At 66.9% G+C, this 22797-nt stretch carries 17 protein-coding genes and 3 rRNA genes; all 20 read right to left on the bottom strand.

Annotation, left to right across the window (positions count from 1 at the left end; genetic code table 11):
- Positions 1 to 5: 5 nt before the first annotated feature.
- Complete coding sequence (der, locus tag ACU5E9_RS00100) at positions 6 to 1526, bottom strand: ribosome biogenesis GTPase Der (protein WP_456811623.1); 1521 nt, start codon at positions 1524 to 1526, stop codon at positions 6 to 8.
- Positions 1519 to 2211 (bottom strand): (d)CMP kinase, encoded by a 693-nt coding sequence (cmk, locus tag ACU5E9_RS00095; protein WP_456811622.1) that lies wholly within the window; start codon positions 2209 to 2211, stop codon positions 1519 to 1521. Before cmk ends, der begins: the two co-directional genes overlap by 8 nt.
- 4 nt (positions 2212 to 2215) lie before the next feature.
- A complete protein-coding gene (locus tag ACU5E9_RS00090) occupies positions 2216 to 3298 on the bottom strand; it encodes a prephenate dehydrogenase (protein WP_456811621.1) in 1083 nt (360 codons plus the stop codon).
- Positions 3299 to 3366: 68 nt separating this feature from the next.
- Entirely contained in the window at positions 3367 to 4185 is an 819-nt protein-coding gene (locus tag ACU5E9_RS00085) for a pseudouridine synthase (protein WP_456811620.1), read from the bottom strand.
- Complete coding sequence (gene scpB, locus ACU5E9_RS00080; protein ID WP_456813463.1) at positions 4182 to 4784, bottom strand: SMC-Scp complex subunit ScpB; 603 nt, start codon at positions 4782 to 4784, stop codon at positions 4182 to 4184. Before scpB ends, ACU5E9_RS00085 begins: the two co-directional genes overlap by 4 nt.
- Before the next feature lie 82 nt (positions 4785 to 4866).
- Complete coding sequence (locus ACU5E9_RS00075) at positions 4867 to 5685, bottom strand: segregation and condensation protein A (RefSeq protein WP_456813462.1); 819 nt, start codon at positions 5683 to 5685, stop codon at positions 4867 to 4869.
- A 73-nt stretch (positions 5686 to 5758) separates the two neighbouring features.
- Positions 5759 to 6646 carry a ParA family protein gene (locus tag ACU5E9_RS00070; RefSeq protein WP_456811619.1) on the bottom strand — a complete coding sequence of 296 codons (888 nt, stop codon included), beginning with the start codon at positions 6644 to 6646 and terminating at the stop codon, positions 5759 to 5761.
- 336 nt (positions 6647 to 6982) lie between these two features.
- Positions 6983 to 8218: a low temperature requirement protein A gene (locus ACU5E9_RS00065; protein ID WP_456811618.1), complete on the bottom strand. Its 1236-nt coding sequence runs from the start codon at positions 8216 to 8218 to the stop codon at positions 6983 to 6985.
- Between the two features lie 238 nt (positions 8219 to 8456).
- Positions 8457 to 9374 carry a site-specific tyrosine recombinase XerD gene (xerD, locus tag ACU5E9_RS00060; RefSeq protein WP_456811617.1) on the bottom strand — a complete coding sequence of 306 codons (918 nt, stop codon included), beginning with the start codon at positions 9372 to 9374 and terminating at the stop codon, positions 8457 to 8459.
- Positions 9371 to 9946: an NUDIX domain-containing protein gene (locus ACU5E9_RS00055; RefSeq protein WP_456813461.1), complete on the bottom strand. Its 576-nt coding sequence runs from the start codon at positions 9944 to 9946 to the stop codon at positions 9371 to 9373. The genes xerD and ACU5E9_RS00055 overlap by 4 nt, the downstream gene beginning before the upstream one ends.
- Before the next feature lie 121 nt (positions 9947 to 10067).
- Positions 10068 to 11759, bottom strand: coding sequence for a CTP synthase (locus ACU5E9_RS00050; RefSeq protein WP_456811616.1), 1692 nt, complete (start codon positions 11757 to 11759; stop codon positions 10068 to 10070).
- Positions 11760 to 11773: 14 nt separating this feature from the next.
- The gene (gene recN / locus ACU5E9_RS00045; RefSeq protein WP_456811615.1) at positions 11774 to 13495 is read right to left on the bottom strand and encodes a DNA repair protein RecN; all 1722 of its coding nucleotides are present in this window, start codon (positions 13493 to 13495) and stop codon (positions 11774 to 11776) included.
- Positions 13496 to 13504: 9 nt separating this feature from the next.
- Positions 13505 to 14425, bottom strand: a complete 921-nt coding sequence (locus ACU5E9_RS00040; RefSeq protein WP_456811614.1) for an NAD kinase — start codon at positions 14423 to 14425, stop codon at positions 13505 to 13507.
- 5 nt (positions 14426 to 14430) lie between these two features.
- Positions 14431 to 15378 carry a TlyA family RNA methyltransferase gene (locus ACU5E9_RS00035; RefSeq protein WP_456811613.1) on the bottom strand — a complete coding sequence of 316 codons (948 nt, stop codon included), beginning with the start codon at positions 15376 to 15378 and terminating at the stop codon, positions 14431 to 14433.
- A complete protein-coding gene (locus ACU5E9_RS00030) occupies positions 15375 to 15653 on the bottom strand; it encodes a hypothetical protein (protein ID WP_456811612.1) in 279 nt (92 codons plus the stop codon). Before ACU5E9_RS00030 ends, ACU5E9_RS00035 begins: the two co-directional genes overlap by 4 nt.
- A gap of 10 nt (positions 15654 to 15663) precedes the next feature.
- A complete protein-coding gene (locus ACU5E9_RS00025; RefSeq protein WP_456811611.1) occupies positions 15664 to 16746 on the bottom strand; it encodes an HAD-IIA family hydrolase in 1083 nt (360 codons plus the stop codon).
- On the bottom strand, positions 16682 to 18754 hold the full coding sequence (locus tag ACU5E9_RS00020) for a primosomal protein (protein WP_456811610.1): 2073 nt from the start codon (positions 18752 to 18754) through the stop codon (positions 16682 to 16684). Before ACU5E9_RS00020 ends, ACU5E9_RS00025 begins: the two co-directional genes overlap by 65 nt.
- Before the next feature lie 103 nt (positions 18755 to 18857).
- A 5S ribosomal RNA gene (gene rrf / locus ACU5E9_RS00015) occupies positions 18858 to 18974 on the bottom strand.
- A 428-nt stretch (positions 18975 to 19402) separates the two neighbouring features.
- Positions 19403 to 19519 (bottom strand): 5S ribosomal RNA (rrf, locus tag ACU5E9_RS00010).
- A gap of 125 nt (positions 19520 to 19644) precedes the next feature.
- Positions 19645 to 22772 (bottom strand): 23S ribosomal RNA (locus ACU5E9_RS00005).
- Positions 22773 to 22797: the final 25 nt, after the last annotated feature.

Below are 22797 nucleotides of genomic sequence, written 5' to 3'. Positions count from 1 at the left end.
GCTGGTTAGCGCTTGCGCTTTTCGCGCACGCGCATGCTGATGTTGATCGGGCTGCCGGCGAAGCCGTAGACCTCGCGCAGGCGACGCTGGATGAACCGGCGGTAGCCCGGGTCGAGGAAGCCGGTCGTGAAGATGACGAAGGTCGGCGGGCGGCTGGACGCCTGGGTGCCGAACAGGATGCGCGGCTGCTTGCCGCTGCGCACGGGGTGCGGGTGCTCCGCGGCCAGCTCGGCGAGGAACGCGTTGAACTTGCCGGTGGCGACGCGGGTGTCCCACGACTCGAGCGCGAGCTCGAGCGCCGGAACCAGCTTCTCCATGTGACGGCCGGTCTTGGCGGAGATGTTCACGCGCGGGGCCCAAGCCACGTGGGCCAGGTCCTGCTCGATCTCACGCTCCAGGTAGCGGCGGCGGTCGTCGTCGATCTGGTCCCACTTGTTGAACGCGAGCACCAGCGCGCGGCCGGACTCGAGCACCAGGTCGATGACGCGCACGTCCTGCTCGCTGATGACCTCGGTCACGTCGATGAGCACGACGGCCACTTCGGCCTTTTCCAGCGCGGCGCTTGTGCGCAGCGATGCGTAGAAGTCGGCGCCCTGGGAGAGGTGCACGCGACGGCGGATGCCGGCGGTGTCGACGAAGCGCCAGACCTTGCCGCCGAGCTCAACCTGCTCGTCGACCGGGTCGCGGGTGGTGCCGGCCAAGGCGTTGACGACAACACGCTCTTCGCCGACGACCTTGTTCAGCAGGCTGGACTTGCCCACGTTGGGGCGGCCGAGGATGGCGACGCGACGGGGACCGCCGACTTCCTGCTTGGCGACGGCGGAGATCTCGGGGAGTTCTTCGAGGATCGCGTCGAGCAGGTCGGCCACGCCGCGGCCGTGCAGCGCGGAGACCGGCCAGGGCTGGCCGAGGCCGAGCGCCCACAGGCTGGCCGCTTCGGGCTCCTGGCGGATGTCGTCGACCTTGTTGGCGATGAGGAAGACGGGCTTGCCGCTGCGACGCAGCAGCTTGACGACGGCCTCGTCGGTGGAGGTCGGGCCCACGTTGGCGTCGACGACGAACATGACAACGTCGCACAGCTCGATGGCCAGTTCGGCCTGCATGGCGACGGACGCGTCGATGCCCTTGGCGTCGGGCTCCCAGCCGCCGGTGTCGACGAGGCTGAAGCGGCGTTCGTGCCATTCACCCTTGTAGGTGACCCGGTCACGGGTCACACCGGGGGTGTCCTCCACGACGGCCTCGCGGCGGCCGAGGATGCGGTTCACGAGCGCGGACTTGCCCACGTTGGGGCGGCCGACGATCGCGATGACCGGCAGCGCCGGCAGGTACGTGATGGCGTCGGGGTCTTCGCTGATGTGGTCGAGAACGTCGAAGTCCTCGTCATCGAGGTCGTACTCGTTCAGTCCGGTGCGCAACGCGGTGGCGCGCTGGGTGATCAGGGCGTCATCGTCGTCGAGTTCGGTCAGGCGCGATGCGGTCTCCGGGTCAAGCTCGGGGATCGTCGTGTCGTCGAATTGGTTAGTCATGCGAGGCCTCGCGGTTACGTGTATTGATGACCTCTATGACCGCGTCAATGGTCTGGTCGAAGTCGAGATGGGTGGAGTCGACGGTGGTCACACCGTCTGCAGCGCTCATGAATTCCACTACCTGGGAGTCGGCGCGATCCCTCGATCGCAGCTGTTCCGCCACGGTGTGGGCCGATTGGGTTGATATTTCCGCAGAGCGCCTAGCCATTCTAGCCTCTTCGGTCGCTGTGAGTAGAATGCGCACCTCGGCTTGGGGGGCCACGACGGTGGTGATGTCGCGTCCTTCCACCACCACGCCGGGCTGCGGAACGGCCCGGGCGATGCTGCGGAACAGTTCGGTGAGGTGGGTGCGCACCTCCGGCACCCGGGCGATGGCGCTCACCGCAGCGGAGATTTCCGGTTCCCGGATGGCGTCGGTGACGTCGCTGTCCCCGACCCGCACGAAGTAGGCATCCGGTTCGGTGCCGATCAGGTAGTCGAACTCGGGCAGCAGGGCGGCGACCGCGGTGGCATTCTGCGGGTCGACCTCCTGGTCGATCACCAGCCAGGCCAGCGCCCGGTAGGCCGCACCGGTGTCGAGGTAGGCGAAGCCGAGGCGGCGGGCCACGGCACGGCTCACGCTGGACTTGCCGCTGCCGGCAGGCCCGTCGATCGCAACGAACAGGGGGTAGGAGTGCTTGCTCAAACGTCTAACCGACAATCCGCCAGCCGCGGGCGGCCAGCTCAGAGGTGAGGCGGGTGACCGCCTCGGGGAGGATGCTGATCTCGGCGAGCCCGATCTGGGCTCCCGGGGAGTGCTCGAGGCGGAGGTCCTCGAGGTTGACGCCCACGTCGCCGATCTCGTTGAAGAGGCGGGCGAGCTGGCCGGGGGTGTCGTCCACCATCACGGTGAGGCTGGCGTACCGGCGGTCCTGGCCGTGCTTGCCGGGCAGCCGGGCCACGCCGGTGTTACCGCCGGCGATCTCCTCGGCCACCTGCCGGCGGGCGCCGGGGGCGGATGGGTCGGCGAGGGAACCGATGAACCGGTCCAGGTCGTCACGCAGCGCGAGCAGGATCTCCCGCACCGGCGCCGGGTTGGCGCCGAGGATCTGCACCCACAGTTCCGGGTCGCTCGCGGCGACCCGCGTCACGTCGCGCAGACCCTGCCCGGCGAGGTTGAGCGCGGATGCGGGGGCGTCGGTGAGGCGCCGGGCCATCAGGGTGGACACCACCTGCGGCACGTGCGAGACCAAAGCGACGCCCTTGTCGTGCTCTTCGGGGGTCATTTCCACCAGCGTGGCGCCCAGGTCGAGGATCAAGTCGTCGATCGCTGTGGCGCGCTGGTAGCTGATGTCGTCGTGCGCGGCGACCACCCAGGGCCGGCCGATGAACAGGTCGGCGCGGCCGGCGAGCGGTCCCCCACGTTCCCGGCCGGCCAGCGGGTGCGAGCCGATGTAGCGGGAGACGTCGGCGCCGCGTTCGCGCAACTCGGTGAGGGGCGCCAGCTTGACGCTGGCCACATCCGTCACGATCGCGTCGGGGAACGCCTCGAGTTCACGGGCGACAATCTCGGCGGTCACGTCCGGCGGCACGCACACCACGATCAGCTGCGGGGCATCGCCGGCGGCGGCCGCGCGGCCGGCGCCGTAATCGATGGCCAGCGACAGGTTCGTCGGGGAGGCGTCGGCGAGGATCACGTCGATGCCGCGGGCGGTGAGGCCCAGGCCGATGCTGGTTCCCAGGAGCCCGGCGCCGACGACACGCACCGGCCCGATCAGGCGAGACTCGACCACGTTCGGCTCCAAACTTGCGCGGTTGACAGGGGTGTAACGGATGCTGCGGGGCTGGCTGGTTCTGCGCCCTACTTCTGCACTTCGGCGCGGGACACGGTGAGCAACTGGCCGAGTTCCACCTTAGTGAGGTCGCGCACGGCGCCGGCCCGGAGGGTGCCCAGCTGCAGCGGCCCGAACTGGCGGCGCACCAGGTCCACGACGGGGTGGCCGACGGCGTCCATCATCCGGCGCACGATGCGGTTGCGGCCGGAATGCAGGGTGAGCTCCACCAGGGTGAAGCCGTCGCCGGGAGGGCTGGTGAGGATGCGGGCCTTGTCGGCGGCGATGGGGCCGTCCTCCAGCTCGATGCCACTCTGAAGCTTGCCGATGGTCTGCGCCGAGACGCGGCCCTCGACCTTGGCGATGTAGGTCTTGGCGACGCCGAAGGAGGGGTGCGCGAGCACGTGGGCGAGGTCACCGTCGTTGGTGAGAATGAGCAGGCCGCTGGTGGCGGCGTCGAGCCGGCCCACGTTGAACAGGCGCTCTTCGTAGCCTTCGGTGAACTGGCGGAGGTCGGGCCGGCCGCTCTCGTCCTGCATGGAGGAGACCACGCCGACGGGCTTGTTCAGCATCACGTAGCGGCGGCTGGTGTCCAGCTGCACGGCGACGTTGTCCACGGCGATCTTGTCGGTCTCGGGGTGCACCCGGCGGCCCAGCTCGGTGACGACCTTGCCGTTGACCCGCACCCGGCCGGAGCTGATCATCTCTTCGCTGACCCGGCGGGACGCGACTCCGGCGGCGGAGAGCACCTTCTGCAGGCGCACGCCGTCGACGGCGGCCTCGGGGTTGGTGGCGAAGTCGGGGTTGGAGCTGCTGGTGTCGATGTAGCCGTCGTTGTGGTCGGTCATGGTAGATCCTCGAATCCGTTCGCACCGTCGGCGAGCAACGGCGAAATTAGTGGCAACTCGTCGAGCGAGTTGATTCCCAGCTGCACAAGCAGCAGGTCGGTGGTGGCGTAATTGATCGCGCCGGTCTCGCTATCGGTGAAGGCCTCGGTGATCAATCCGCGGCCCAGGAGGGTGCGCACGACCGAGTCGACGTTAACGGCCCTGATCGAGGCTACCGCGCCCCGGCTGATCGGTTGCTTGTAAGCGATCACGGCGAGGGTCTCCAGCGCGGCCTGGGAGAGCCGGCTGGGGTTCTGGGTGAGCACGAAATCGGCCACCACCGGGTCGTACTCTGGGCGCACGTAGATGCGCCAGCCGCCGGCGACCTCGCGCAGTTCGAAGCCGCGCCGCACGGTGCCGTCCACGCCGTCGAAGTCGGCCACGAGCCGCAGGATGGCCTCCCGCACATCGACGAGCGGATGCGCGACCGCGGTGGCCAGGTGCACCAGGCTCTGCGGCTCATCCGCCACCATCAAAATCGCCTCGAGCCGCCGCTCAATCGCCACCCCTCCCCCGTCGCCGGGTCTCGACAAGCTCGACCGACGATCGGTCGCCCCCATCTCGCTGGTCGAGCTTGTCGAGACCCCGCGAGTCGCCCGCTCGGCCGCAGCCACGTCTTCCTCAATCGTCCGCATGGTCGCATCAGGCGTCATAGTCAGCTCCGAGGTTCGCAAGATTGTCATCCGACCAGCCATCCGCATCCCAGTGCAAACTCAGCTCCCCCAACGGCTCCGCCTGGTCGAACGTGAGCGCGCCGTGCCGGTACAGCTCGAGCACCGCCAGGAACCGGGCGATGACCAGCCCCTTCTCCACGCAGTCCACGATCAGGTCCCGGAACGAGAGGTGTCGGTTGGCCTGCAGCAGCGCCACCACGATCGCGGCCTGTTCCCGGATGCTCACCAGCGGCGCGTGCAGATGTTCCAGCCCCACGGTGGGCAGTTCCCGCGGCGTGAGCGCCAGTGCGGCCATCGCGCCGAAGTCGTTCAAGGACAGGGTCCAGACCAGGTCCGGCGTCTCGCGGCGGTACTTCTCCTCCAGCCGCACCGACCGCACGTGCCGGGTGGCCTCGTACTCGAGGTGCTCGAGGAACCACTCCGACGCGGTCTTGAACGCGCGGTACTGCAGCAGCCGGGCGAAGAGCAGGTCCCGGGCCTCTAGCAGCGCCACGTCCTCGGCGTCGACGAGTTCGCCTTGCGGCAGCAGTCCCACCAGTTTGAGGTCGAGCAGCGTCGCGGCCACGACCAGGAACTCGGTGGCCTGGTCGAGCTCCTCGGCGGCGTCGAGTCCGCGCAGGTAGGAGATGAACTCGTCGGTCACTCGGCTCAGGGAGATCTCGGTGATGTCGAGTTCGTGCTTGCCGATCAGGGAGAGCAGCAGGTCGAACGCGCCCTCGAAGTTCTGCAGCGCCACCGAGAATCCGGGCGCGGCGGCTGCCGTTCCGCCGGTGTCGGCGTCGATGATGCCGGTGCTGCTCGTGCCGGTGCCGGCCGTGGCGGAGGACGCCAGGGCGCGGGCCGGAGCGGCCGTGGTGCGCTTAGGCGACCGCGCCACGCTGGATCAGTTCCCGCGCCGCCTGCTTGTAGGCCTTGGCGGCGGCGTGTTCCGGCGCGAACTCGGTGATCGGGATCCCGGCGACACTGGCATCCGGGAACTTGACGGTGCGGCCGATGACGGTGTCCATCACCCGGTCGCCGAACGCGTCGACGACCCGCTCGAGCACCTCACGGGAGTGCAGGGTGCGGGAGTCGTACATGGTGGCCAGGATGCCGTCGAGTTCGATGGCCGGGTTGAGCCGGTCGCGCACCTTGTCGATGGTTTCGATGAGCAGGGCCACGCCGCGGAGGGCGAAGAACTCGCACTCCAGCGGGATGAGCACGCCGTGGCTGGCGGTGAGCGCGTTCACGGTGAGGATGCCCAGCGACGGCTGGCAGTCGATCAGGATCACGTCGTAGTCGTTGGAGACCTTGCGCAGCACCCGGGCCAGGATCTGCTCGCGGGCGACCTCGTTGACGAGGTGCACCTCCGCGGCGGAGAGGTCGATGTTGGCCGGGATGATGTCCAGGCCCTCGACCGCGGTCTGCTGGATCGCTTCGCGCGGGTCCTTGGAGCCGCTCAGGAGCAGGTCGTAGATGGTGGTGACGTCGTGGGTGGGGATGCCCAGGCCCGCGGACAGGGCGCCCTGCGGGTCGAAGTCGATCGCGAGCACGCGGCGGCCGTAGCCGGCCAAGGCCGCACCCAGGTTGATGGTGGTCGTCGTCTTGCCGACGCCGCCCTTCTGGTTGCACAGCGAGATGATGCGCGCCGGGCCGTGGCTCTTCAGGGGGGTGGGTTCTTCGAACACCTGCAACGGGCGTCCGGTAACACCGGTGGGAAGCTCCTCGAGTCCGGGAAGCTGCGTCCGGCTATCCGTCTTACGCGCCACTGGGCTGTCCTCGATCCGTCATGCAGTTCACTTGGTCGATTCTACCGAGCCTGCACGCCCACCACCGCCAAGGTCGCCGGTGTGCCGTCACCCGGGTGGCCAGGAAGCCGCCCACCCCGCTGATCGAGCCTGTCGAGATCCCGCGAGACAATCTCGCATCCCGCCACCCCGCTGATCGAGCCTGTCGAGATCCCGCGAGACAATCTCGCATCCCGCCACCCCGCTGATCGAGCCTGTCGAGATCCCGCGAGACAATCCCGCATGCCGGCCACGATCGTGGTCGCGTCCAGAAACAGGCTCACGGGGTCTCGACAAGCTCGACCAGCGATCGCGGGGTCAGCCGGCCTTCTCGTCGTCGGTGCCGGCGCGCACCCGCACCACGGTCTCCCAGCCGGCCACAATCACGAGCACCACCGTCGTCACCGCGCCCAGCAGCAGCGGGGTGAGCACGAACGCGGCCGCGAACGCCGCCAGCAGCGCCCCCACGCCCACCAGGTACGACACGAGCAGCTCCCGCGCCACGACCAGCCGGAACAGCAGCATCCCCACCACGTAGAGCAGCGGGCCGCCCACCAGCACCACCGCGGTCGACAGGGTCATCTCCGCGTGCGGGTGCGAGAGCACCTCCTTGTCGGCCACCGAGGTGAGCACGATGCCGGCGATGATCAGCGCGTGCACGTAGGTGTACGCCAGCCGGGCGATCCGGCCGGGCTCTTCGGCCGCCGCGATCGCCTTCGCCCCGGCACGTTCGCTGTGGTCGAAGTACAACCACCACATCGCCACGCTCGCCGTGAAGGCCAACAGCATGCCCAGGATGCTCTCCGCCGACGATTCCTTGCCGACGAACGCGAACCCGGTCACGAGCAGCGATTCGCCCAGAGCGATGATCACGAACAGGGCGCTGCGCTCGGCGATGTGCGGGCCGGAGAGGTCCCAGCTGTCGATGCCGGCCGCGCCGAGGCCCGGCACCCGGAAGCTGAGCCCGGCGGAGAGGTATTCGATGGCCAGGGCGATCAGCCATAACGGCAAGCGGTACTGCAGCGGCAGCAGCGCCCCGACGATCCAGAACACGCTGGAGAGGGCCAGCCAGGCCAGGATGCGCACGAAGGTGCGGCGCAGCTCGGCGTCGTGCCGGGCCACGGCGAGCAGCATGAACGCGGTGCGGCCCAGCTGCAGCACCGTGTACGCCAGCGCGAACACGATACCGCGGTCGCCGAACGACTCGTAGATGGAGGTGCTCACCACGAAACCCACCAGAGCCAGGCCGAGCACCACCCCGCGCACGGGCAGCTTGGCCGGGTCGAGCCAGTTGGTCACCCAGGTCGTGTACACCCACACCCACCAGAGCGCGAGCACGAGCATCGCCGACTCCAGTGCGCCCTCCCAGGACTGGTTCTCGTAGAGGTAGCGGGAGAGCTGGGTGAGCGCGAAGACGAAGATCAGGTCGAAGAACAGCTCGACGTAGGTGACCCGGTCGGCACCGTCGGAGTCCTCGGGTCGCAGCAGATTGCGGCGGATGCCGAAGCGGCCGGCCGGCGACGGTGCGGGCGGTACTGGAGTGGTGCGGGTCACTCCCCCATTGTCACGGATTCGGCCCGCGGACCGCACCCCCTGCGCTGGTCGAGGTGCCTGCAGAACGCACCCATCTCGTCGGTCGAGCTTGTCGAGACCCCGCGAGCCGGTCACGAGGCACGTCACGAGGTCTCGACAAGCTCGACCAGCGATCGGGACACGACACACACACGTCACGAGGTCTCGACAAGCTCGACCAGCGGGACCGAGACGCCCCCAGACCAGCGAGCGCCGCCGCTCAGCGGGCCCGGGGGTGGGCGGTGGTGTACATGTCGCGGAGGGTGTCGATGGTGACGAGGGTGTAGATCTGCGTGGTGGCCACCGAGGAATGCCCGAGCAGCTCCTGCACCACGCGCACGTCCGCGCCGCCGGAGAGCAGGTGGGTCGCGAACGAGTGCCGCAGGGTGTGCGGCGACACCTCGATGCCCAGTTCGGCGCGTTCGGCCGCCGCCCGGATGATCAACCACGCGTTCTGCCGGCTCACCCGGTGCCCGCGCACCCCGAGGAACAGCGCCGGGGTGGCCTTGCCCCGGCCAGACAACACCGGCCGGACCCGCACCAGGTACGCCTGCACGGCGGCCTGGGCGAAGCTGCCGACGGGCACGATGCGTTGCTTGTTGCCCTTGCCGGTGAGCCGCACCACGTCGCCCTCAAGCATGTCGTCCACGTTGAGGTTCACCACCTCAGACACCCGCGCCCCGGTGGCGTAGAGCAACTCGAGCAGCGCCTTGTCGCGCACCTGCGACAGCTCCTCACCGTCGGTCGCGGCCAGCAGCTGGTTCACCTGTTCGATCGAGATCGCCTTGGGCAGCCGCAGCCCGAGCTTGGGCGGCTTCGTCTCGTGCGCGACGTCCACGTCCACGAGGGATTCCTCGAGCAGGAACCGGTGGAACCCGCGCACCGTGGACAGGATCCGGGCCACGGATGCGGCGGTCAGCGGCGATTCAACCCGACCGCCGAGATACTGCACGAACGCGCTCACCTGCGGTGAGGTGACGGCGCGCAGGTCCTCCACCCCGGCATCCGTCAGCCAGCCGGCGTAGATGACCAGGTCGCGGCGGTACGCGGCGACGGTGTTGACCGAGAGCCCGCGTTCAATCGAGACATGCCGCAGATACGAGTGCACGGCCGGCTCGACGAACGCGGGGCCGGTCACACCGTGTGGTCCCAGTTCGACGGATGCCGCGGCCACGGCAGGTCCGCCGGGCCCAGGCTCGCCCAGCCGCGGGCGCGGGAGGCAGCCGCGGCGAGGACGCCGACCACAAGGGACGGGTTCTGCACCTTACGGGCGAGGATCGCGTCGATGCAGTCGTCCAGCGACACCCAGCGCACGACCATGTCGGCCTCTTCGTCGGTGCGCTCGAAGACCTCGGTCGCCGGGGAGAGCCCACGGGCGAGGTAGATGCGGATGACCTCGTTGCTGCCACCCGGGGAGGTGTAGAACTCGGTGAGCACGTTCCACTCGGCGGCCACGACGTCGGTCTCCTCGGCCAGTTCGCGCTGCGCGCCGATGTAGGCGTGTTCACCGTCGATGTCGAGCAGGCCGGCAGGCAACTCCCACTCGCGCATCCGCACGGGGTGCCGGTACTGCTGGATCAGCAGCACCCGGTCCTGCTCGTCGATCGCGAGCACCGCGACGGCGCCCGGGTGATCGATGTAGTCGCGCACGATCTCGGTGCCGTTGTAGTCGAAGGCGTCCCGGCGCACGTCCCAGACGTAACCCTCCATGCGCAGTGCGCTGGAGTTCAACGGGGTGCTGGCCGGCTCGTCCTCGATCGGCGCGAGCAGCGCATCCGCGTCGGCCTGGGCGGCCAGCGGGTCCACCGACTCAGCCTCGGCGACGACGGGTTCAGGCATCTTCTTTCACCTCGAACAGGCGGCTGGCCTGCTGGCGGTCCAGGGCGGCGCCGATCAGGCCGCGGAACAGCGGGTGTGCGTGGCTCGGGCGGGAGCGCAGCTCGGGGTGGGCCTGGGTGCCCACATAGAACGGGTGCTCGTCGCGGGGCAGCTCCACGTACTCGACGAGGTGGCCGTCGGGCGAGGTGCCGGAGAACCACAGGCCGGCGTCGGCGATCTGCGTGCGGTAGTTGTTGTTCACCTCGTAGCGGTGACGGTGACGCTCGGATGCGACGGGAGCGCCGTAGAGCTCCTCCACGATGGATCCCGAAGCGAGGTCGGCCGGGTACAGGCCGAGGCGCATGGTGCCGCCCAGGTCGCCGCCGGCGATGATCTCCACCTGCTCCTCCATGGTCGCGATCACCGGGAACTCGGTCTCCGGGTCGAACTCGCTCGACGAAGCGCCCTCGAGGCCGGCCTTGTTACGGGCGTACTCGATGACCATGCACTGCAGGCCGAGGCACAGGCCGAGCACGGGGATGGCGTTCTCGCGGGCGAACTTGAGGGCGCCGAGCTTGCCCTCGATGCCGCGCACGCCGAAACCGCCGGGAACGCAGATGCCGTCGAGCTCGCTGAGCATCGCGGCGGCGCCCTCGGGCGTCTCGCAGGTGTCGGAGGCGATCCACTCGATCTTGACCTTGGTCTGCTGGGCGAAACCGCCGGCGCGCAGGGCCTCGGTCACCGAGAGGTACGCGTCGGGCAGGTCGATGTACTTGCCGACCAGGCCGATGGTGACCTCGTGCTTGGGTTCCCGCACGGCGTCGAGCACCCGCTTCCAGGCGGTCCAGTCCACGTCCTTCACCGGCAGGTCCAGGGCGTCGGTGATGTACTTGTCCAGGCCCTGCTCGTGCAGCACGGCGGGGATCTCGTAGATGCTGGGCACGTCCTTGCAGTTCACGACGGCGTCTTCGTCCACGTCGCACATGAGCGCGATCTTGCGCTTGTTCGACTCGGAGACGGGCCGGTCGCTGCGCAGCACGAGCGCATCCGGCTGGATGCCCAGCGAGCGGAGCGCGGCGACGGAGTGCTGGGTGGGCTTGGTCTTCTGCTCACCGGAGGCGTTCATGAACGGCACCAGGGACACGTGCACGAAGAACACGTTTTTGCGGCCGAGCTCGTGGCGCACCTGACGGGCGGCCTCGATGAACGGCTGCGACTCGATGTCGCCGACGGTGCCGCCGACCTCGGTGATGATCACGTCGGGGCGCGGTTCGTCGCTGGCCTGCAGGCGCATCCGTCGCTTGATCTCGTCAGTGATGTGCGGGATGACCTGTACCGTGTCGCCGAGGTATTCGCCGCGGCGCTCCTTGGCGATGACCTGCGAGTACACCTGACCGGTGGTGACGTTGGCCGCCTGGGTGAGGTTGATGTCGAGGAATCGCTCGTAGTGGCCGATGTCGAGGTCGGTCTCGGATCCGTCGTCGGTGACGAAGACTTCGCCGTGCTGGAACGGGTTCATCGTGCCAGGGTCGACGTTGAGGTACGGGTCGAGTTTCTGCATCACGACACGAAGGCCGCGCGCAGTGAGGAGGTTGCCGAGGCTTGCCGCCGTCAGGCCTTTACCCAATGAAGAAACGACACCACCGGTCACAAAAATGTGCTTCGTAATGTCGTCTGATTTGTCCGCGTTTATATTGTTCACCACGGGCTTCGATCCTATCACCTAGCGGGGGCCTCTCCGTTGGAGCTGGTTGTGTGGGCAAGTTCGATGAGCTCGCGGGCGTGCTCGAGGCCGCTCTCGGAGTCGGGCAGGCCGGAGAGCAGCCGGGCCATCTCCGCGGCCCGGTCTTCGCCGGTGAGCTGGCGCACACTGCTCGCGGTGACCGATCCGTCGCTGTCCTTCACCACGTTGAGGTGGTTGCCGGCGAACGCCGCGACCTGGGCGAGGTGGGTGACCACGATCACCTGGGCGGTTTCGGCCAGCCGGGCGAGTCGCCGGCCGATCTCGATCGCGGCCGCACCGCCGACGCCGGCGTCGACCTCGTCGAAGACGAAGGTGGGCACGGGGTCGGTGGCGTTGATGACGACCTCGATGGCGAGCATCACCCGGGAGAGTTCTCCGCCGGAGGCGCCGCGGGCGAGGGTGCGCGGTTCGGCGCCGGCGTGCGGCTGCAGCAGGATGCGCACCACGTCGTGTCCGGTGGCGGTCACGTCGTCGAGGCGGTCGACCTCCACCACCAGGCGGGCGTTGGGCATGGCCAGCGCAGCCAGTTCGGTGGTGACGGCGGTGCCGAGGGCGGTGGCGGCCGCGGTGCGGATGCCGGTGAGCTGGTCGGCGAGGCGCTGCACGAGGTCGCGGTCGGCGCTGGTGTCGGCGCGGAGGGCGTCGATGCGCTCGGAGTCGCTGTCGAGTTCGAGCAGCCGGCTGCTGCCGGTGTCGAGGAAGTCGATGGCCTCGTCGAGCCCGCCGGCGAACTTGCGGGAGAGCACGCTGAGCTCGGCACGGCGTTCCTGTACGACCTCGAGTTCCCGGGCACCGTCGGCGTCGAGACCGGCGAGGTAGCTGGAGAGTTGCGCGGCGATGTCGGCGACGAGGAACCCGGCATTGGCGAGGGCCTCGGCCAGCGGCGGCAGGGCGGGGTCGTGTGCGGCGGCGCGGTCGAGCTGGCGGCGGGCGGCTTCGAGCAGCGCCACAACATCCGGGGTGTCGTCGGTGGCTTCCTCGGCGGAGAGCAGTTCGCGGGACTGCGCGGCGGCGAGCCGGAGTTCCTCGAGGTTGCCGAGCCGTTCGGCGCGTTCGGTGAGTTCGTCGTCTTCGCCGCGTTGCGGGGCGGCGAGTTCGATCTCGGCGATGGCGAGGCGCAGGTCCTCGGCTTCCCGGGCCCGGCGGTCCTGCTCGGCGATGAGCAGGTCCAGGTCGGACTGGTTGGCGTGCCAGCGGTGGTAGGCGTGCTGGAAGTCGGTGAGGATGTCGGTGAGTTCGGTGCCGGCGAACCGGTCGAGGGCGTCGCGTTGCGCGGAGGCGGAGCGCAGCCGCACCTGGTCGGACTGGCCGTGCACGACCACGAGGTCGCCGCCGAGGTCGCCGAGCACCCCGGCGGGGGCGCTGCGGCCGCCGACGACGGCGCGGCTGCGGCCCTCGGCCGAGACCGACCGGCTGAGCAGCAGCTCGGGGCCGTCGAGGTCTCCCCCGGCGTCCCGCACCCGCTGGGCGACGGGACCGTCGGGTGCGATCAGCCAGCGGCCCTCCACCCAGCTCTGCGGCTGGCCGGCGCGTACGGTGCCGGGGTCGGCGCGTTCGCCGAGCAGGAGGCCGAGCGCGGTGACGACCATGGTCTTGCCCGCGCCGGTCTCGCCGGTGATGGCGGTGAAGCCGGGGCCGAGCGGCAGGGTGGCTTCGCGGATCACGCCGAGGTCGCGGATCACGAGTTCTTCGATCACCTCAGCACCTCACTCACGACCGACCGGCCCCCGCCAGCCCGTTGTGGGCAGGTTGAACTTGTTCACCAGGCGGTCCGTGAACGGGCCGCTGTGCAGCCGGGCGAGGCGCACCGGCACCGGGGAGCGCCGCACGATCACGCGCGCGCCCGGCGGCAGGTCGTGCACGCGGCGGCCGTCGGCGCAGAGCACCGCTGAGCTGTCGCCGCGGGCGAGGATCTCCACGGCCAGCGAGGAGTCCGGCCCGACGACGAGGGGCCGGGCAAAGAGGGCGTGGGCGCTGAGCGGCACGAGCAGCAGGGCGTCCAGGCTCGGCCAGACGATGGGGCCGCCGGCGGAGAAGGAGTACGCGGTCGACCCGGTGGGGGTGGACAGCACCACGCCGTCGCAGCCGAACGCGGAGAGCGGCCGACCGTCGACCTCGATGATGACCTCGATCATCCGCTGCCGGCTGCCCTTTTCGACGGTGGCCTCGTTGAGCGCCCAGGTTTCGTAGACCACCTCGTGGTCCACCTTCACCCGCACCGACAGGGTCATGCGTTCTTCGACGAGGTAGTCGCGCAGCAGGGCGCGGCGCACGGCCTCGCCGAGGTCGTCGCGTTCGCTTTCGGCCAGGAAGCCGACGTGGCCGAGGTTGATGCCGAGCAGCGGGGCGGAGCAGCCGCGCACGATCTCCGCGGCGCGCAGGATGGTGCCGTCGCCGCCGAGCACGATCACGAGTTCGAGGTCGGTGGCGTGCACGGTCTCGCCCAGGATGGCGATGCTGCCGTTCAGTTGCGGGCAGGAGGCCAGCAGGTCGTTGCGTTCGTCGGCGGCCAGCACCGGCACGGCGCCGGCGTCGATGAGCTGCTCGCACACCGTGGCCGCGGCCTCGAGGGAGTCCTGCCGGCCGGTGTGGGCGACGACGAGGATGTGCCTGGGCGTTGCGGTCATGCTCGTCACGCTCCCACCAGTGCGGTTATCCGGTCGATCCATTCTGTCGGATTGCTGCCGGTTCCTGTTCGCAGCCACACGAGATATTCGTGGTTGCCGGCGGCGCCCGCGATCGGCGACGCGATCAGGCCGTTCACCTTCAGGCCGAGATCCCAGCCGGCCCAGAGCACGCCGGAGACGGCGTCGGCCCGGAGGCCGGCGCTGTGCACGACGCCCTCACGGATGCCGCCACGTCCCACCTCGAACTGCGGCTTGACCAGCAGCACGAAATCGGCGCCCTCCGCCGCGGTGGCGACGAGGGCCGGCAGCACCGTGGTGAGGGAGATGAAGGACAGGTCGCCCACGACGAGGTCGGGGCGTTCGGTCACGCCGGAGGCGTCGGCGATGGTCTCGGCGGTGGCGTAGCGCAGGTTGAACCCCTCCACCAACACCACCCGCGGGTCGGCCTTGATGGTCGGTGACAGCTGGCCGTGCCCCACGTCGACGGCGATGATCCGGCCGACGTCGCGTTCGAGCAGCACCTGGCTGAAGCCGCCGGTGGAGGCGCCGGCATCCATCGCGGTGCGCCCGGCGATGGGCAGGTCGAACGCGTCCAGGGCGGCGACGAGCTTGTGCGCCCCGCGGCTGACGTAGTGGTCGGTGGGAGCGACGGCGATCAACTGGCTGTCCCGCACCTTGGCGGAGGCCTTCACGACGGGGCTGCCGTCGACGGTGACCAGGCCCTCGGAGATCAGACGGGCGGCCACGGTGCGGGAACGCACCAGTCCGCGCTCGAACAGGGCGGAGTCCAGGCGCTGCTCCCCCGTCGGGGCGAGCGTGGGTTCGCTGGCGGGGGCGACCGGCGTGCTGATCGGCACGCTGGTCGGCTGGGGCGCCGGCCGCTGCGGTGCGGGCGTGTCCTCGTGCTGGTTCCCCATGTCGGGGTCTGGCGCTGCCGTGCTCGTGGTGGTCATTCGGCCTTCGATCGGGGCACGTCGCCACCCTCAAGGTGGTCGCGCAGACTGTCGTGCAGCTCGGTGTACGCCGCGGCCCGGTCCTCGAGCGGAAGCGCCTCAACGGCCGCGATGCGACCCTTCAGGTCACCGTCGAAAACGGGCGGAGCCGGCGTGGCATCGACCGTCGCGGCGGCGTTGGTGGGCGTCGGCGCAGACGGCGTCGGGCGCGGCCCCGGGCGGCCCGGGGTGGGCACACCGGGCGGTCGTGCTTCGTCTACTCCGTCTGCACTCACGCTTCCTAGGCTACCGTCCGAGATAGAGACTCTCCGGAACGTTCAGTCCGTAGATCGGCCGACCGGATGCCCAGATCACGGCGCACGCGGCCCGCAGCAGGTTGATTCCGTCGTCGCCGACGGCCACGATCTCCACGTCCGCTCCGTGGATCCGCACCGACGCGCCGTCCACAGTGGCCTGGGACTTGTCCTTGGAGAACACGGTCTGCGGGTAGGGCTCGTGCAGTTGGCGCAGGTCTTCCAGGATGAAGGTGGGGCGCTCCTCCGGGCCGGCCGCGAGGGCCTGCTTGGCCTTGTCGATGCCGGTGAGCACCAGCACGGACGGCATTCCGGCGCGGTTGGCGCCGAGGATGTCGGTGTCGAGCCGGTCGCCGATGAACAGCGGGGCCGTGGCGTCGAAGCGCTTGATGGCCTCGAGGAAGATCGGGATCTCCGGCTTGCCGGCCACGAGGGGCAGGCGTCCCACCGCGGTGTGCACCGCGGAGACCAGCGTGCCGTTGCCCGGGGCGATGCCGCGGGCCTGCGGGATGGTCCAGTCGGTGTTCGTCGCGATCCACGGGATGCCGGCGTAGTCGCCGTCCTGGGTCACACCGGCGTTGAGCGCGAACGCGGCCTCGGCCAGCTGGGTCCAGCCCACGTCGGGTGCGAAGCCCTGCACCACCGCGGCCGGGGAGTCCTCGGCGGACCGGGTCACCTCGAAGCCGTGTTTCTGCAGTTCATCGACCAGGCCGTCGCCGCCGACCACGAGGATGCGGGAACCGGCGGGCACCTGCTCCACGAGCAGCCGCATGGCGGCCTGCGGGGAGGTGACGACATCGGACGGCGCCACGGAGAGGCCGAGGTCGGTGAGGTGGCCGGCGACCGACGCATCCGTGCGGGACGCGTTGTTGGTGATGTACCCCACCCGGATGCTCTCTGCGGCCTTGTTGAGGCCCTCGATCGCGAACGGGATAGCGTGCGGTCCGGCGTAGACGACCCCGTCGAGGTCAGCGAGGACAACGTCGATGCCGGCCAGCGGCGTGGCCGGCTCAGTCAACGGGCGTCGTTTCAGGATCTTCGTCCACGCCCTCGGCGCCGTCGGTGGATTCGTCATCGGCTGAAGCTGCGTCCTCGGTCTCGGTGATGGTGATGGTGTCGTCGGCGGTCTCGAGCTCGTCGGGCACGTCGGCGTTGTCCTCGTCGGACTCCTGCTCGCCCTCGTCGGCGTGGCCCTCTTCGGACTCGTCCTCGTCCTCGTCGAACTCTTCGTCATCGAGCTCGACGATTTCGATCGTCTCGTCGACGTCACCGTTCAGGGCGGCGTCGGCGCGGGAGGCGCGTTCGTTCCAGACGTCGGCCTCGTCGGTGCGGCCGAGTTCCTCGAGCACCTCGGCGTACGCCGCGAACAGCTCGGAGCTGTAGGAGAAGGCGGTCTTGGGGTCGAGCTGGGCGATTTCGAGCTCGTTCAGCGCGGCCTCGGTCTCCCCCAGGTCCAGGCGGGCACCGGACATGGCGATGGCCAGGGCCACCTGCACGCCGGCCGGCAGGGTGGAGCGATCAACCGAACGGCCGAGCTCGAGGGCACGGTCGGGGCGGCCGACACCACGTTCGCTGTCCACCATCAGGGGCAGCTGTGCGTTGGAGCCGGAGATCCGGCGGTAGGTGCGCAGTTCGCGCAGCGCCAGGGCGAAGTCGCCGGTGGCGTAGGCCGTGATGGCGAGGCTCTCGCGAACCACGGCGATGCGGCCGGCACGACGCGCGGCGCTCATCACATGGCGGTGGGCCAGCTCGGGGTCCACGTCGATGACCCGGGCGGCCATGGCCAGGTGGCGACCGACGGCCTCGGCGTTGTCCTTGGTGAGGGTCTTCAGCTCGTTGCGGGCGATACGGTCGAGGTCCTCCGACGTGATGTCGTCGGGCAGCTCGGGGTCGTCGTGACGCGGACGCACCGAACGCAGCTCGCGCTGCATGCGCTGCTCTTCGGTCATCTCCTCTTCGACGACACGGGCGTCGCGGTCACCGCGGGCAGGTGCGCCTTCGCGGGTCCACAGCTTCTTCCCGGCGTCGCGCGGGGCGCCGGCGCGGGTCGGCGAGCCGCCGCGGGCGCTGTCCTTCAGCCACGGCTTGTTCTCGGTGTCGCGCTGCGGGCGATCGCTGTTGCCCTTGTACGCCGGACGGTCGCCGTCACGCTGGGGACGGTCGGAGTTGCCCTTGTACGCCGGACGGTCTGAGTTGCCCTTGTACGCGGGGCGATCGGAGTTGCCCTTGTATGCCGGGCGGTCGCCGTCACGCTGGGGACGGTCGGAGTTGCCCTTGTACGCGGGGCGATCGGAGTTGCCCTTGTATGCCGGGCGGTCGCCGTCACGCTGGGGACGGTCGGAGTTGCCCTTGTACGCGGGACGGTCAGAGTTGTACGCCGGACGCTCGGAGTTGCCGCGGTACGGAGGACGGTCACCATCGCGCTGGGGACGGTCGTTGTTGTACGCGGGACGATCGCTGTTGCCACGGTACGGAGGACGCTCGCCGTCACGCTGCGGACGATCGCTGTTGCCACGGTACGGAGGACGCTCGCCATCACGCTGCGGACGATCGGAGTTGCCCTTGTATGCCGGACGGTCAGAGTTGCCACGGTAGGGAGGACGCTCGCCATCACGCTGCGGGCGGTCGGAGTTGCCCTTGTACGCCGGGCGGTCTGAGTTGTAGGCGGGGCGATCGGAGTTGCCGCGGTACGGAGGACGGTCACCATCGCGCTGGGGACGGTCGTTGTTGTACGCGGGACGATCGGAGTTGCCACGGTACGGCGCACGCTCCCCGCCCTGCGGACGGTCAGAGTTGCCACGGTACGGGGGACGTTCGCCATCACGCTGCGGACGGTCGGAGTTGCCACGGTAGGGAGGACGCTCACCGTCACGCTGCGGGCGATCAGAGTTACCGCGGTACGGAGGACGCTCGCCATCACGCTGGGGACGGTCGTTGCCCGCGGTGTTGCCTCGGTACGGCGGGCGGGCGCCGTCCTGACGGGGCCGGTCCGACCCTCCGCGACCACCCTGGTAGCCGCCGGTTCGACGGTCGCCGCTTCCGTTATCGCGTGCGTCGTTCCCGTTGCGTTCCGTGGGGGTCACTGTTTATCTCCTGTAGGTGTGGCTATACGTACCGGACTACTTCTCCAGCGTACGTTAACGGCAAAATGGCCACCCGAATGGGTGGCCATTTTGACTAAGTTAAGTCCGGCGGTGTCCTACTCTCCCACAGGGTCCCCCCTGCAGTACCATCGGCGCAAAGAGTCTTAGCTTCCGGGTTCGGAATGTGACCGGGCGTTTCCCTCTTGCTATGGCCGCCGAAACATCGTGCGATGCGCCGCCACCAGAGTGCCGGCCATCAAGTCGTTTCGAACCATCAAGCTTCGATAGCCCCAGTCTACAGCACAACGCCCACTACCCTCCCCGAGCCGTGACTTTTACCCCAAAATCCCCACCTTTTAGGGGCCCAGCTCACGGTTCGCGGATGCCTGCGGCCGTTGCGGATGCGCGCTGGATGTCTCCGAGTCCCGACCCAACGTTGGTCGAGCTTGTCGAGACCTGGTGACGTGCGGGCGTGACGCTGCCGCGGCGTCCGAGGGCCGGCTCGCGGGGTCTCGACAGGCTCGACCAGCGGGGTGGCGCGGTCCCGAGGCCGGCTCGCGGAGGCGTGGGGGTGGCGACCCCACGCGGTGGGGGTTAAACGCAGAAAAGCCACCCCGTGGGGTGGCTTTTCTGGTGTTGCTAAGTTAAGTCCGGCGGTGTCCTACTCTCCCACAGGGTCCCCCCTGCAGTACCATCGGCGCAAAGAGTCTTAGCTTCCGGGTTCGGAATGTGACCGGGCGTTTCCCTCTTGCTATAGCCGCCGAAACACCTGGTGATGGTGAATCGAATCTATATTTTTAGTTATAGAACACTCCCGTGGGAGTGTGTTTGTTCTCGACCGTACATCGAGAACCACATAGTGGACGCATAGCAGCTTATTCAAACTGAGTGTTATCAAATTATCGGCTTATTAGTACCGGTCAGCTCCAAGAGTCTTTAGTCCTCTCTTCCACATCCGGCCTATCAACGCAGTAGTCTAGCTGCGAGCCTCTCCCCCTAAGGGATGGAAATCTCATCTCGAAGCCGGCTTCCCGCTTAGATGCTTTCAGCGGTTATCCGTTCCGAACGTAGCTAATCAGCGGTGCTCCTGGCGGAACAACTGACACACCAGAGGTTCGTCCATCCCGGTCCTCTCGTACTAGGGATAGATCTTCTCAAATTTCCTGCGCGCGCAGCGGATAGGGACCGAACTGTCTCACGACGTTCTAAACCCAGCTCGCGTACCGCTTTAATGGGCGAACAGCCCAACCCTTGGGACCTACTCCAGCCCCAGGATGCGACGAGCCGACATCGAGGTGCCAAACCATGCCGTCGATATGGACTCTTGGGCAAGATCAGCCTGTTATCCCCGAGGTACCTTTTATCCGTTGAGCGACAGCGCTTCCACAAGCCACTGCCGGATCACTAGTCCCGACTTTCGTCCCTGCTCGACTTGTCAGTCTTACAGTCAAGCTCCCTTGTGCACTTACACTCGACACCTGATTGCCAACCAGGTTGAGGGAACCTTTGGGCGCCTCCGTTACTTTTTAGGAGGCAACCGCCCCAGTTAAACTACCCACCAGGCACTGTCCCTGAACCGGATCACGGTTCGAAGTTAGGTATCCAATATGACCAGAGTGGTATTTCAACGATGACTCCACCTGAACTAGCGTCCAAGCTTCACAGTCTCCCACCTATCCTACACAAGCCACACCGAACACCAATACCAAGCTGTAGTAAAGGTCACGGGGTCTTTCCGTCCTGCTGCGCGTAACGAGCATCTTTACTCGTAATGCAATTTCGCCGAGTTCGCGGTTGAGACAGCTGGGAAGTCGTTACGCCATTCGTGCAGGTCGGAACTTACCCGACAAGGAATTTCGCTACCTTAGGATGGTTATAGTTACCACCGCCGTTTACTGGGGCTTAAATTCTCAGCTTCGCCTTGCGGCTAACCGTTCCTCTTAACCTTCCAGCACCGGGCAGGCGTCAGTCCGTATACATCGTCTTGCGACTTGGCACGGACCTGTGTTTTTAGTAAACAGTCGCTTCCCACTGGTCTCTGCGGCCTTCGAACGCTCCAGGAGTAAATCCCTTCACGCCTCAGGCCCCCCTTCTCCCGAAGTTACGGGGGCATTTTGCCGAGTTCCTTAACCACGATTCTCTCGATCTCCTTAGTATTCTCTACCTGATCACCTGAGTCGGTTTGGGGTACGGGTGACTAAAACCTCGCGTCGATGCTTTTCTTGGCAGCATAGGATCACTGATTTCGTCCGTGAGGACTACCCATCGGGTCTCAGGCTTAATGAACGACGGATTTGCCTATCGTTCGCCCTACATCCTTAGACCGGGACAACCATCGCCCGGCTCAGCTACCTTCCTGCGTCACACCTGTTAATACGCTAACCGCACCAGCATAGGGTCGCACGCTAGGCCTCACGCTTCACCCCGAAGGGATCCATCTAGAGGATTCAGATGCTTAGCATTACTGGATTAGCTTGGACGGTTTTTCATCAGTACGGGAATATAAACCCGTTGTCCATCGACTACGCCTGTCGGCCTCGCCTTAGGTCCCGACTTACCCAGGGCGGATTAGCCTGGCCCTGGAAACCTTGATCTTTCGGAGGACGGGTTTCTCACCCGTCTTTCGCTACTCATGCCTGCATTCTCACTCGTGTAGCCTCCACGGCTGGTTTACACCGCCGCTTCGCTGGCCACACGACGCTCTCCTACCCATCAACACGGCTGAACCAACACCACAAGGGTGCGGCTTACCAAAAATATCAATGCCACAACTTCGGTGGCGTGCTTGAGCCCCGTTACATTGTCGGCGCGGAATCACTTGACCAGTGAGCTATTACGCACTCTTTCAAGGGTGGCTGCTTCTAAGCCAACCTCCTGGTTGTCTATGCAACTCCACATCCTTTCCCACTTAGCACGCGCTTTGGGACCTTAGATGGTGGTCTGGGTTGTTTCCCTCTCGACGATGAAGCTTATCCCCCACCGTCTCACTGCTGCGCTCTCACTTACCGGCATTCGGAGTTTGGCTAACGTCAGTAACCTTTTAGGGCCCATCGGCTATCCAGTAGCTCTACCTCCGGCAAGAAACACGCAACGCTGCACCTAAATGCATTTCGGAGAGAACCAGCTATCACGAAGTTTGATTGGCCTTTCACCCCTATCCACAGCTCATCCCCTCCATTTTCAACTGAAGTGGGTTCGGTCCTCCACGACGTCTTACCGTCGCTTCAACCTGGCCATGGATAGATCACTTCGCTTCGGGTCTAGGACATGCGACTGAATCGCCCTATTCAGACTCGCTTTCGCTACGCATTCCCCTCTCGGGTTAAGCTCGCCACATATCACTAACTCGCAGGCTCATTCTTCAAAAGGCACGCTGTCACACCAACAAAGGGTGCTCCAACGGTTTGTAAGCAAACGGTTTCAGGTACTATTTCACTCCCCTCCCGGGGTACTTTTCACCTTTCCCTCACGGTACTTGTTCACTATCGGTCATGTAGGAGTATTTAGGCTTATCAGGTGGTCCTGACAGATTCACACGGGATTTCTCGGGCCCCGTGCTACTTGGGATACTCTTCGCGCCATCGCTGCATTTCGACTACGGGGTTCGCACCCTCTATGACCAGGCTTTCAATCCTGTTCGTCTATACAACTTTGTAACGCTCACTGTTCGGCAGAATCAGCAGAAAAGTCCCGCAACCCCGACCATGCAACGCCTGCCGGCTATCACACATGATCGGTTTAGCCTCATCCGGGTTCGCTCGCCACTACTAACGGAATCACTATTGTTTTCTCTTCCTGTGGGTACTGAGATGTTTCACTTCCCCACGTTCCCTCTACCCGCCCTATATATTCAGGCGGGAGTCACCAGGTCACCTTGCGGGCCTGGCGGGGTTTCCCCATTCGGACATCCTCGGATCACAGTTCGTTTATCAACTCCCCGAGGCTTATCGCAGATTACTACGTCCTTCTTCGGCTCTACATGCCAAGGCATTCACCGTTTGCTCTTGAAAATTTGAAATCACATGAGTTTGAATCGATTAAGT

This window comes from Cryobacterium sp. AP23 (genome assembly GCF_054075385.1).
The sequence above is the reverse complement of the archived record's forward strand: the minus strand, read 5'-3'. Positions and strand labels throughout refer to the sequence as shown.

Excerpts from the sequence above, each read along its gene's own strand:
- ACU5E9_RS00040 (WP_456811614.1), bottom strand. The coding sequence starts at position 14,425 with ATGACCGCAACGCCCAGGCACATCCTCGTCGTCGCCCACACCGGCCGG.
- scpB (WP_456813463.1), bottom strand. The coding sequence starts at position 4,784 with ATGGGGGCGACCGATCGTCGGTCGAGCTTGTCGAGACCCGGCGACGGG.
- der (WP_456811623.1), bottom strand. The coding sequence starts at position 1,526 with ATGACTAACCAATTCGACGACACGACGATCCCCGAGCTTGACCCGGAG.
- ACU5E9_RS00085 (WP_456811620.1), bottom strand. The coding sequence starts at position 4,185 with ATGACCGACCACAACGACGGCTACATCGACACCAGCAGCTCCAACCCC.
- ACU5E9_RS00035 (WP_456811613.1), bottom strand. The coding sequence starts at position 15,378 with ATGACCACCACGAGCACGGCAGCGCCAGACCCCGACATGGGGAACCAG.
- ACU5E9_RS00055 (WP_456813461.1), bottom strand. The coding sequence starts at position 9,946 with ATGGAGGGTTACGTCTGGGACGTGCGCCGGGACGCCTTCGACTACAAC.
- ACU5E9_RS00025 (WP_456811611.1), bottom strand. The coding sequence starts at position 16,746 with ATGACGAATCCACCGACGGCGCCGAGGGCGTGGACGAAGATCCTGAAA.